Source organism: Bacterioplanoides sp. (assembly GCF_965219715.1).
In the GTDB taxonomy this organism is placed as follows: Bacteria; Pseudomonadota; Gammaproteobacteria; order Pseudomonadales; family Oceanobacteraceae; genus Bacterioplanoides.
The window spans coordinates 3,169,058-3,180,868 of sequence record NZ_OZ244785.1 but is presented as its reverse complement, the minus strand read 5'-3'; the positions used below and the strand labels follow the sequence as shown (position 1 = coordinate 3,180,868).

10 protein-coding genes are annotated in these 11,811 nt (G+C 49.5%); 2 read left to right on the top strand and 8 right to left on the bottom strand.

Annotated features, from left to right (window positions below; genetic code table 11):
* The first annotated feature begins 4 nt into the window (after nt 1-4).
* On the top strand, nt 5-1,573 hold the full coding sequence (locus tag ACOQOZ_RS14935; RefSeq protein ID WP_420588952.1) for a TonB family protein: 1,569 nt from the start codon (nt 5-7) through the stop codon (nt 1,571-1,573).
* A 12-nt stretch (nt 1,574-1,585) separates the two neighbouring features.
* Here ACOQOZ_RS14935 and ACOQOZ_RS14930 read toward each other — a convergent pair whose 3' ends face one another.
* From ACOQOZ_RS14930 to ACOQOZ_RS14915, 4 genes are all read right to left on the bottom strand, one after another.
* Entirely contained in the window at nt 1,586-2,506 is a 921-nt protein-coding gene (locus ACOQOZ_RS14930) for a glycine betaine ABC transporter substrate-binding protein (protein ID WP_420588951.1), read from the bottom strand.
* Between the two features lie 191 nt (nt 2,507-2,697).
* A complete protein-coding gene (locus ACOQOZ_RS14925) occupies nt 2,698-5,748 on the bottom strand; it encodes a carboxypeptidase-like regulatory domain-containing protein (protein ID WP_420588950.1) in 3,051 nt (1,016 codons plus the stop codon).
* A 410-nt stretch (nt 5,749-6,158) separates the two neighbouring features.
* Complete coding sequence (locus ACOQOZ_RS14920; RefSeq protein ID WP_420588949.1) at nt 6,159-6,365, bottom strand: hypothetical protein; 207 nt, start codon at nt 6,363-6,365, stop codon at nt 6,159-6,161.
* Nucleotides 6,366-6,463: 98 nt separating this feature from the next.
* Nucleotides 6,464-7,237: a type 1 glutamine amidotransferase domain-containing protein gene (locus ACOQOZ_RS14915; protein ID WP_420588948.1), complete on the bottom strand. Its 774-nt coding sequence runs from the start codon at nt 7,235-7,237 to the stop codon at nt 6,464-6,466.
* A 187-nt stretch (nt 7,238-7,424) separates the two neighbouring features.
* Between ACOQOZ_RS14915 and ACOQOZ_RS14910 the strand changes: the two genes are divergently transcribed.
* Nucleotides 7,425-8,582, top strand: coding sequence for a PAS domain-containing methyl-accepting chemotaxis protein (locus ACOQOZ_RS14910; protein WP_420588947.1), 1,158 nt, complete (start codon nt 7,425-7,427; stop codon nt 8,580-8,582).
* Nucleotides 8,583-8,665: 83 nt separating this feature from the next.
* Here ACOQOZ_RS14910 and ACOQOZ_RS14905 read toward each other — a convergent pair whose 3' ends face one another.
* The 4 genes from ACOQOZ_RS14905 to ACOQOZ_RS14890 form a co-directional block, all read right to left on the bottom strand.
* The gene (locus tag ACOQOZ_RS14905; RefSeq protein WP_420588946.1) at nt 8,666-9,736 is read right to left on the bottom strand and encodes a patatin-like phospholipase family protein; all 1,071 of its coding nucleotides are present in this window, start codon (nt 9,734-9,736) and stop codon (nt 8,666-8,668) included.
* Between the two features lie 78 nt (nt 9,737-9,814).
* Nucleotides 9,815-10,663 carry a phosphotransferase gene (locus ACOQOZ_RS14900; protein WP_420588945.1) on the bottom strand — a complete coding sequence of 283 codons (849 nt, stop codon included), beginning with the start codon at nt 10,661-10,663 and terminating at the stop codon, nt 9,815-9,817.
* Between the two features lie 93 nt (nt 10,664-10,756).
* The gene (pnuC, locus tag ACOQOZ_RS14895; protein ID WP_420588944.1) at nt 10,757-11,386 is read right to left on the bottom strand and encodes a nicotinamide riboside transporter PnuC; all 630 of its coding nucleotides are present in this window, start codon (nt 11,384-11,386) and stop codon (nt 10,757-10,759) included.
* A gap of 12 nt (nt 11,387-11,398) precedes the next feature.
* Nucleotides 11,399-11,665, bottom strand: a complete 267-nt coding sequence (locus ACOQOZ_RS14890; RefSeq protein WP_376864905.1) for a YkoF family thiamine/hydroxymethylpyrimidine-binding protein — start codon at nt 11,663-11,665, stop codon at nt 11,399-11,401.
* Between the last annotated feature and the right edge of the window lie 146 nt (nt 11,666-11,811).

Below are 11,811 nucleotides of genomic sequence, written 5' to 3'. Positions count from 1 at the left end.
GCTTATGTTACGTCGTCCACTTGCTTCTGTTATCGCCGCCGGAATTTTTATTTCGGCCAGCAGTTCGTGGGCGGCGGAACTGCAATTAAATGGCAGCGCCATCTACAGTCACCTGACGCGTGATTATTATCAGGCGGCGCTTTATCTCGAACGCAAAGATGACTCCGCAGAAACGGTGCGTTTATCAACTGCAGCCAAGCAGATGCGTTTAGTGGTGACAAACCGCTGGAAGCCACGCAAGTGGAAAAAACTGTGGCAGGCGAATATTTCGATTAATAACGAAACCTTGCCCAATAACCCCGCCAGTCGCGAGGCATTAATGGCGTTTATTCGTCTGCCAAAAGACGAGCTGCAACCAGGTGACGAAATTACTATCAGCTCGTCCTCCGCTGGCACTAAAGTGCATCTCAATAAAGAGTTGGCCATCCATACCAGTGATCGGTCGTTATTCCGCTATCTGTTAAACACCTGGATTGGTAAGTTCCCACCATCGCGGGAATTTCGCAGCCAGATTCTTAGCACCAGCGCAGATTCTTCACTCGAACAGCAGTTGCAGCAACATCAGATTCCTAAGCAACGGCTGAAGTTGTTATCAACCTGGCGTGAAAAAGAACGCCAGCAAAATCTGGAAAAACAGCAACGCCGTCAGCAACAACAACAGTTATTGCTGCAAGCAAAAGAATCCGAACGAAAGAAACAACAAGCGTTACTGGCACAACAGAAAGCCATCGCAGAAAAGCAGGCGACCGAGCGAAAACGTCAGCAACAACTGGCGGCTGAAAGAGCGGCACAGGAAAAGCTGAAACAACAGGCCGCGGCTCAGGCAGCACAACGACAGGCAGTCGAAGAACAAGCCGTTGCGGATAAGCGCCAGCAAAAACAGCAATCTGCTGCAGAAAGAAAGCGCATCGCAACCGAGCAACAAAGCTATTATCTGGCCTTGTATCAATGGCAACTGCAACAGGCGCTGGAACAGGAAGTTCGTTACCCGCCCTGGGCCAAACAGTTTGGTCAACAAGGCGATGTGCTGCTGACCATGACCTTTAATAAAAACGGCGAAATCGTTAGCAGCGAGCAACAGGCAACCGAGCAACACGAGTTGTTAAAAGAAGAAGTGGAGCGAGCCAGCCGTATCATCAGCAGCCAGGTTAATCCGCCGGATATGCTGTCTGGCAGCCCATGGACCTATACGCTGGGTTATCGTTTTTCTCTGGATGGTGTGCCACAACCGGCTCAGGCAAAACCTGAATTACCGCAAAGCTTACGCGGAAAAACCGAGGCAGTAGATAAAGCCGCCCAACTCACACTGTATAAACAAAAAGTGCGGGAAAAAATTCTCAGCGAACTGGTATATCCGAAATCCGCCAGGATTCTCAAGAAACAGGGAGAAGTCAGTTTTGATATTGAGCTGAATGCTAGTGGTGAATTAACCGACTTAACCAAAACCGTATCAAACCGCCATCGTGAATTAAATAAAGCCCTGAAAAAAGCGATTCAGGGCGCCGCACCTTTTGGTGCAGTGCCCGGTGGTAAAGCGATTTCAATTCCTGTCAGCTACCAGTTCAAGCAGTGATAACCTGCCAGATTATTCGAACGCAGCAATCACCTGCTCAACTGTTTTCCCTTGTGGCAGAGTTAATCCCGTCAGCCAGGTATTAACCTGTTGCGGGTTAGCAGCGATCCAGCGCCATGCCGCACTTTTCGGGTCGCTGAAATTTTCGCTGATATCCGCCATCAATGAGTTTTCCATATCCAGCGTAAAAGTCAGACGCTTAAGCAATTCCGCTGCCTGCGGGCATTCCTGTTCAAAGCCACTGCGCACCAGTGTTTCGACTCGTGATTCCCCCAGATTCGGACCGAAAAAATCGTCACCACCTTCTAGATAACGGATGTCAAAATTTACGTTCATTGGGTGTGGCTCCCAGGCCAGGAATGCCATCCACTGATTATTACGAATGCGCTTTTTCAGCTGAGCCAACATAATGCGTTCAGAGCTGGCCATCAGTTTGAAGTCTTTCAGGCCAAAGGCATTCTTGCTGATCATGCCCTGAATCAGCAGGTTGCCATCGTTGCCGCTTTCAAGGCCAAAAATCCGACCACCAAATTTATCCCGGTGTGCTGCCAGATCGGCGAAGTTTTTAACCCCAGCGTCATAAACATAAGTCGGTACTGCCAGCGTATATTTTGCGCCGGTAAGATTGGTGGCTAACGGAATAATTTTTCCGCTATCAAAAAAAGGCCGGACGTTTTCTTCGTTGGATGGCATCCAGTTACCAAGAAATATATCAATTTCCTGGTTGGCGAGTTTTTCCAGTGTACCCGGTACGGTATTTTGTGAGGTGCGAACCCGGTAGCCCACCTGCTCCAGCAAGACTTCTGCTAAGGCTGTTGTGGCTTCAACGTCTGACCAGTTTACATAACCAATATGCAAACGTTTGCATTGCACCGCCTGAGCAGACGATACAAAAAAGAAAGAGAAAATCAGTGTGAGAATAAAAGATCGCATGGCGTTCCCTGCGTTATATTTAGTTATGCAGGAATGATATCGGACTTTAAGCAGAGCCTCTATAACGCTTGACGCATTTCCCCGGAAAAGCGCCAATTAACAGACGACTCAATGTAAACAGCTCACGCAGACAATAAAAAAGCCGGACTGAGCCGGCTTTTTTATTTCAATACGATGACGTATTAAATCAATTACTGAACTTCAAACGGTTCAAAGATCAGCGTTTCGGTAAAGTCATAGGTTTTGCGATTACCGGCCTTATCATGCAACACCATATTCGCCAGTCCCCAGGTACCCGGAGCCGAACCTGCCGGTAATACAACCGTTTCGGTATAGCTGGTCCAGGCAGCAGGGTCGCCATGGAAGAACAAGGTATGTGTATTGGCATGAGACGCATAATAGAAATGATCTTTGCCCTGTGGATCACGCAGATTATAAGCCACTGTCCCTAAGCCGGACTTATCATCTCTGGCCCAGTATTTAATGGTTACCCGGGTTTCGCCATTTGGTTTATCAGCGTTTACCGGCACGGCTGAAATCGAAATACAACGACCGTCCTGCGGTGCATTACAGTTAGCAATGCTCATTTCCGGAGCAACAGAATCCGGGTTAGCAGAATCATTCAGATTTACCTTCGGCGACGCTTCACGGGTTGAATGATTGTCGGAGAAGTTTTCACTGTTACGATTTAATGCACGGTCGCGCATCGACACGTGGCCAACACGATACTGACCATGGCGATGGTACTCGGTGGTGTACATCGTGATTTTGCACTGGCCATCAATATCGCCGTTAACATTTTCGCGGAAGTTGCCGTACACGTCTTCTGAATAACTGGAATAAGACTGATGTGCGAAGCGGGCAAAACACGCAGAGCTGTCGGCCATTTTCACATCTTCATCAACGTCCCATTCGGCAGTCATCACACGTACCGCACGGCAGTTGGCAGCGGATACATCACTACAGTTACCGGACACCTGGCCGTTGCTGACACGCACCAGACGCTCATCACTTAAATCCAGCGTTAAACTGTTGGCTACGTATTCCGGAGCCACCGTGTCTTCACCCGGGTTATTGATATACAGCTGCCAGCCATAATCGGTGCTGCGCTGATAACGTTCGTTACCGGTTGGATCACTGACGGTAATTTGCGCCGGAGCCCACCAGCCGTTTTTAACGGTATTGGCCAGCGTGAAGGTTGCACGCAAACGATCGGATACCGAACGTCGGCTTCCGGATGCACTCACCGGATAAAAATAAATATCTTTAAAGGTATCAGCGTCGCTGAATAAACGGGTAAAGGCTCGTGATGCACCTTCCAGACACGAATCCAGTTTGCAGTTTTCACCAGTGGTGTGCAGCTGCAGATCAACTGTAATTTGTTTGTCTTTATCCGCAGCACCTTTCACTGTGATATCAACTTTTTTGATTTTTCCCGGGTAAATATAATCCGGATGCAGATTCAGCACTTCGAAGGTTAAATCATCGCGGATCGCTTGCAGATAAGTTACACCCGCCATTAAACGATCACGAATAAACTCGTATTTCGCCGGAGCACGGGAGCGTAATTTATCCGGATTAATCAGAAAATAAGACACACTTTCAGCCAGGTCTTCGTTCGGGTTTTTCAGCTGCGCATAACCAGAAACAAAGTTCGTGGTTTTACGCGCGGACCAGCCGTCACTGGCATCCACGGTAATATTGTCACGATCAATCTGATATTCAGAGCCATGAGTATGTGCCGTGTTATCAACCACAGTGCTGTATGGATTTTGTTGCAACAGTTCGGTCAGTTTCGCTTCACTGTCGTCACCATCCACACGGTACCATTGAGATAATTGCAACCACTCCAGTTTCATCTCACGAGTGACGACGTAGTGCCACAAGAAGTGCGCTTTTTCATGCAACACTAAGCGCTGCATATGTTCGAAATTACTGCCTTTAAAAGCCTTTTCCATAAATTCGATGTAACCAGCCGTTGGCCAGGCCACCGCAGGTGCGTCTGGGTATAACGGATGATCATGTGCATTGGCACGACGGAACAGATATTTCAAACCACGGTTCGCATCGTTTTTATCGCGAATAACATGCAATCCCTGGGGCATCTCTTCCAGCTGGTTAATCACAATCAGAATTTCTTCCGGCGTAAACGACTGCCAGGCAGACGCTTCGCGATCTTCAGCAATCACCGCATGATTGCGGTAGGCGGAATTCAGGTTGCTGAATTTACCGTTACCACGGGTATCGATGGTCACGCCAAAACGGTTTTCCAGAATAAAGTTCGCTTTAACTAAATCACTGCCACCTTTGGTGATGTAATTCACCACGGCGTGGTGCAGAGATTTTGAATAGAAACGACCACGGCGGCCATCAACATTGGCAATTAACGGATTAGCATAAGTGAATGCGTCGGTATCCAGAGTTACTTGCTGGCCGTCCACCGCAATAAACTGGTCCACTTCACCGTTGCTTAATTTCCAGCTGGTGTCTTTCAGATCTTTAGGATTACAAGGCAGCCCTAACTCTGAACCATTATTGGTGACGTCGGTGTCACAGTGCTTTTGTGGCACCTGACGCAGGGTTTCCAATAAACGATAGGCATGAGCCTGAGTCCAGGCGATATCGCCGGAGTCATCCAACACGACGCGGTAGTCGCGGTATAACATTTGTGCCGCAGCAATGTTCGGAACCTGTTTTTCCAGCCCTTCAATTTCCACGGCCAGTGGCTGATTGATCGCCGATGCGTATTCCAGACCAGAAACGCTTTCGCCATCATCTTCCCAGGTATAACGATAAACATGATCACCATCCGGGTTAGGAACAACAGACACGGCCACATCGGCATTGCTGTTACCCGTCGTGGTGGTCACGCTGGCGGTCTGGCTGTAACCCGGCGCCTGAACTTTAACGCTGTAATTAACACCCGGCGTCAGCCCTTCAAACTGATATCCCCCCTGCTCGTTCATACGGGTGGTGTGTAATTCACCACCGCCACTGAGGGTCACGAATGCCTGGTCGCCACCACTGAAACCCGTGATCTGACCACTTAAATTTTTTGAAACGACAACCGGATCGGTTGGTTCTGTTGGCTGTGTTGGTTTGGTTGGCTGCTGTCCCTGATCGGTCGGGTTAGTCCCGCCGCCAGCCGTTGGGTTGCCATCTCCGGTGCCTTCCCCAGCACCACCACACGCGGTTAATAACGACGCGGAAAATACCGCGGCCGCAAGATAAGTTCTTCTCATGCTAATCCTCCATACCTCTTAACGGATAGGTTGGTGTCTTAATACGCTTTCCGGCGCAGGAATAACAAGGGAATCAATAAGACAAATAGGGCCGATCCTGTGTCGACATGTATCTGAAATGGCGGATAAAAACCCTGAAAGTGGCGCAATCCGACAGCCTCACGCCAAATTCAACTCAGAATATCGCCTGACTAAACATCTGGTAACTGATCGTCAGTAAAAGTGGTAATGGCGCATAATGGCAATAAATCGGCGATTCAGCACTGATCACAAGAAATCGGCGAAAATCGATGAAAAAAAAAGAAGAAGAGCGAAGCCAAAGGCAAAAACGGAGAAAAGCTGCTGCTGCAAAGCAGAACGATAAAGAGGAAAAACAAAAGCCATCCGGGTAACCCCGAATGGCTTTCAGCTTACTTAGCGGTAGCCGCCTTGTAGCCTTCTTTCAGCTTGTTGGTACAAGCTTTACGCGCATCGGAATCAGACATGGTCTGCTTGTATTCTTTTACGCAGTTTTCATACACAGGTTTAGCATTGTCTTTAGCAACGCTGACCAGTTTATCTTTATGAGCACAGGCGCTGGTGAACAGCACTGCAATCGTCAGTACAACAAATTTCATTTTTATTCCTCCACTCCGGTAATCCGGAATGGCGACCAGTTTAATGACCGCCGGAACGAAAGAAAGTGCTCCGCCGGAGAGTTAACCGGATTTTACAATCAGGCGACCTGCTTCTGCTGCGCCTGATGCTGCTGCAGCAAGTCCAGCCACTGCGCAGCAAACGTATTACAGTCGCCCGGCCAGCGAGCTGACAAGTAGTTACCATCGCGCACAGTAAAACCAAAACGATGTGATTGATAACTGTCACGCAGCGGTAAAAAAGGACCTTTGTGGAATTTACCATTTGGGCCAACACTGACTTTGACTTCTGCTTCCACCGTAGTGGGATACGTACGGTAATAATGCCCAAGCCAGGGAACGGTCACCGCCCAGGCAGCCAGTTCCATTGATGCTGGCAACGCAGTGGTTTGTTTGCCATAAATCAGCGAATTACCATCAGCCCCTTTAGCCCGGCATAACACCAGCACGCCATGACAGACTGCGGCCAACGGCAGATTATTCTCCATAAAATAACGACAAATCTGATGTGCGGTTTCCGACTCCATCATGGTTTTCATACCCGGCGCATGGCCTCCGGGAATTAATAACGCATCGTAGTTCTGTGGCTGAACCGCGCTGTAGGGCAGCGGGTTGTTAAATACGACACTGTCGGCCATTTCAAAATAGGTTGAGATATCCGGCTTGCGTGTCATCAGAAATGGCGACAGCAATGAAAATCCCTTATTGGTTAAACGCGTGTCTGCTGGTGACGGTTTTCCCTCCGGCGTCGTGAAGGTGATGTCTATGCCAGCATCGGCCATGGCTTTCCACGGCAGACCACTTTCCGTTGGATCGTAATCGCATTCCGGCAACAGAATTAAAACCTTCATCATCATCTTTCCATTATTGAGAGACTGGTTATTCTGCGTTGCTGTTGCAACCGACACCATGGCAATAAAGGCCGGATAAACAGTGCGGTTGAGTCAATAAACTCTGACCTTTATTCATCATCACCCAACCGATCAGCCAAACAATGACTACACTTTCCGGAACAGATTGTAATTCAGGAAAGAGAGCAACATGTTCGTCAGTAAAAGCCGCCTGGCTTCTTCGTTAGACAAATGGATCCGTACAGTTCAGAGCGGCGAAACGGCGAAAATTCCCAGCGAGCTGGATTGCATCCGTAGCCAGCTGATTACCCTCGGTGGTCTGATCAGCGATGCGCAACAGGAACAGCAGCAATGTGCAGAAGATAAACGCCGGTTAAACCAATACAGCACCGCATCCGGTGCCGGACTGTGGGATATGACCATTGTCCATGGTGATGTTGGCCACTCGGATAACGTCTATTACTACACGCCACGTTTTCGCGAATTGGTGGGTTACGCCGGTGTCAGTGATTTTCCGGATACTGCGGAAGCCTGGTTCGGTATTCTGCACCCGGATGATATTGGCCCAACCATGGAAGCCTTCTCTGCCCATGTAAACGATCGCAGTGGCCGCACTCCTTACGACCACCAGTTCCGCATGAAAAAGAAAAACGGCGACTATCACTGGTTTAATGTTCAGGGCCAGTGCAGCCGTGATAATAATGGTCAGGCGTTATCAGCATCGGGCTCAGTGATTGATATCCACGCCAGTAAAATCGCTGAACTGGAAAAAGCCGCCCAGGGCGAACGTCAGGCGGCTCTGATTAATGATGTGAACGAAACCGTGCAACAAGTCAGTGACGGTATGCACCGCAGTTGCGATACCCTGGCGGACACCAATCAGAAAGTTTCCGAAGCACTCGATTTTATCGGACAGGGTCGTCATGCCGTCGAAAATATGTCGGAACGCATCCATAAGGTTTCAGCGAAAAACAGCGAAATTAACGGCATTGTGGATCGCATTCAGGCCATCGCAGAACAAACCAATTTACTGGCATTAAACGCAGCGATTGAATCGGCCCGTGCCGGTGAGCATGGTCGTGGTTTTGCTGTCGTTGCTGATGAGGTTCGACAGCTGGCACATCACTCAGCCCAATCCACCCAGGAAATTACCGAGCTGGTTAATGGCGCAGTTACCGATACCCAGGAAACGGTATCGATTTCTGAAACGGTGCAACAAACCATGGCGAATATCAGTGAATCGGTTGCTCAATTACAAACCGCAACCGAAGATTCGTCACGTGATATTGCTGCCCAGCAACATGACATTGAAAACATCAGCCGTCTGGTACGCGATCTGAACGGCTGATATAAGCGGGCCGCAGCCATGTCGACTATGGCAGCGGCTCTGTACTTATTCCCAGAAGAGTTAACTCAGAGCAAAGTTAATGCCTACCAGGGAAGTGGCTCCGCCACTTCTGCCCAACGGTTATTCTGATCCAGATCGGCAAACGCTTCGCCGAGGGCTTCACATTGCTGCAACGCCGTGTCCCAACGTTGACGTCGCTCCGGATATTTAAAATCGTAAAAGTCCTGCAGATCAGGAATCTGGCCACCCGGTAACGTCGCGGCAAATTCCCAGCTCGGCGCAACAATGATGGTGCGCTTGTAATGTTCCCGCGATGCAGTGCGCCAGCGCAGTTTTTTATCAAACCAGCCACCTTTCGGTGCCCGGGCAAAATAGTGTGGGTACAGTACAAAGCCACGCTCCGGATACACCGGCAGGTCAAACTGGTAGTCGGTCACGCCGCCATCACGATAAGTACCACGAGCGGCACCGGGAATATTTTTCACTCCGGAAATCACCAGCGGAATTGCGCCGGTAGCCAGTAATGCCGGTTTAATATTCTGTTCGGTTAAGGCCACATGGGCTGCAGGCAAATGGGGGAAATGGTCAATGGGTGGTTTTTCCGGATGATGGAAAAAGGTGCGCTCAATCAGACCACGCATCGCCCCACGGGAAACCAGATTGGCGAGCATCGCCCCCGCCAAACCAATCGACTGAATATGTTTCTGATCGCTGGCAGCCAGGCCACGGCAGCGTGCTACAACCGTGTGATAGCGCACTTTGGGATTATTAATAATCTGCGCCGCACCATTATTCGCCAGTACCTGTTCGAGAATATGAACACACCCTGCAGCAACTTCTTCAGCGGTGGGTTTATCGGAATAATTCTGCTCAACATAAGCTTTTTGAAAGCGTGCGTGAGCAGCCAGTGGATCATTCTGAGCGTAACAGGCCGTGCGCCAGGCACCGGCGGATGTGCCCATAACATGCAGCGGTTTTTCTCGATCGGCAAACCATTCACTCAGCAAGTAACGATCGATCGCTGCCAGCGATAACCATTTAGGGCCACCGGAGGCACCTAACACCATTTCAATGTCGTTTGCTGTTAAACCCTGTTGGCGGATATGTGCCAGCGCTTCGCTACCGGCAAAAATTTTCAGAGGGAAATTGGCCACATTTACGTCCTGATTGTTGATCGCGTCAGTGTAAAAAAACTGCGGAAAAAAAACAGGGTGGTAAGTGTCGTCAGGCCATCATAAATCGACGGCAGCCAATGTCAGCAAGTAGGTTTCCAGTTCACGCAAACTCCAGATGCCCTGAGCGGCGTACCACAGCGCAGCGATGTATTTCATTTGCGTCTGTGCATGACGCCAGGCGTGACGATCAAAACCCTCGCCAGAAAAATACTGATTTAATAACCGTTGTTGTTGTTGCTCATTCAGCTTGGCGTCCTGTACCAGTGCCGCCAGATCCCACAACGGATGACCTAACGCGGCGTATTCCCAGTCGACCAGCTGTAATCCATTGGTTGTTTTTATCCAGTTCCCCAGTGTTGGGTCCATATGGCAAATGCATAATGTATCGTCCGGAGCGCGCGACAGAACACGCTGCAGACGCTGGTAAAGGGCATCCAGTTCAGGGGGGAGCTGACCGTTTGCATGCTGCTGAATCGCCAGCCAATAACGCTGTGCTTTAGCACTGATGGATAACACCGGAATACGTTCGTCGGCATGCACCTGATGCAGTTTGTGCAGCAGTCGCGCCATTTCATCCAGCACATTGTCATTGAGGGTGCCACTACGCACCACCTCACCATCGAGGTACTGACGAATCCAGTATTTATCATCGTCGCGGCTGCGGTAGAGAATTTTCGGAACCAGACCAAGAACAGCGGCCTGTTGATGCACCAGATACTCAACATCACGGTGAATATCCAACTCGTCGCTGTTACCGGCTTCCAGCCGTAACACGTAATCACCATTATCCAGATGCAGGATAAAACTCTGATTGGTTAAGCCGCCCGGCAAGGGTTCAATTTGCCCGATATCAGGGCGGCGGTCACAAGCTTTCCATTTAGCCCAGTCGTCCAACAGGTGTAACACAAGGCGCTCCGTGGGTAGCGTTTTATTAACCATACAGAGTGCCAGCTGCGTGCCATGGGAACAACATTCCGATATACGACCTTGGGTTTAGTCTCAGGCAGCTGCCACCAGCGGTGTTTGCTGTGCTTTGTAATCCCGTCGCCAGTTAATCCAGCCAACCACGGCCAGAACCAGATAAACAGCCATTAATACCGCCGTGAGATACAGCTCACGGTCGATGTATAAAATAATCGCGCAGCTGTTAAACACCTGCCAGTACAACCAGTTTTCCAGCACTTTCCGGGTCACCATCCAGGTGGTGATAACCGAACCCCAGGTGGTGAAGGAATCCAGATAAGGTAAGGCTGCGGTGGTATTTGCAGTTAACAGCGAGCCGCTGATCAGGGTTAAACCGATAATCGCGGCAACCGCCAACCCGTGTTGTTTTAAACCCCAGCTCTGAATTTCCAGCTCCTGGCTGGCATCGGCATTACCGTGACGCCAGGCCCACCAGCCGTAAACCGCAATCAGCAAATAATAAATATTCAGCGCCGATTCCATCACCAGACTGACATTCCAGAATAACCAGCTGAAAATTGCGGTACTGGCAAAACCGGCATACCAGCACCAGTTACTTTGTCTGATGGCTAATACCAGATAAGCAATGCCAAAAAATACCGCGACCACTTCCCAGAGGCTCATGGCCTGAGCTGCGGTAACAATGGCGGAGAGAATATCGTTCATAAAAATTCCGGTTTAGCCATGTGGCTTAAGAGCAGGGTCTAAATTGGTGCCGATAAATTTGCAGACAAAAATCGCTTTGCCGAACTGTTCGAATGAGCGTTTTATTTCAGCATTTAAGGTATTCATCACCAGATCATAATCACCAAACACCTGGGTGCTCATGGTGTTACACACAACGGATAATCCGTCGGTGGCCTGCAGGCGCTCGATAAAATCTTTAATCGCCGGAATATAATCGTCAGCGAGTGGGTATTTACTGATTTCTACGGAAAGTTCCATATATGCCTCATTTGGCTTTAAAAATGAACAAGCAGAATATTTCGTCGCAACACGCCGTGAATATATCCCTATAGGCTCGACTGCCGCTTCCCTGCGGCAGACGGTTGCGAGCTGAAACACTCAGCTTATTCATTCTGGCATTGAAA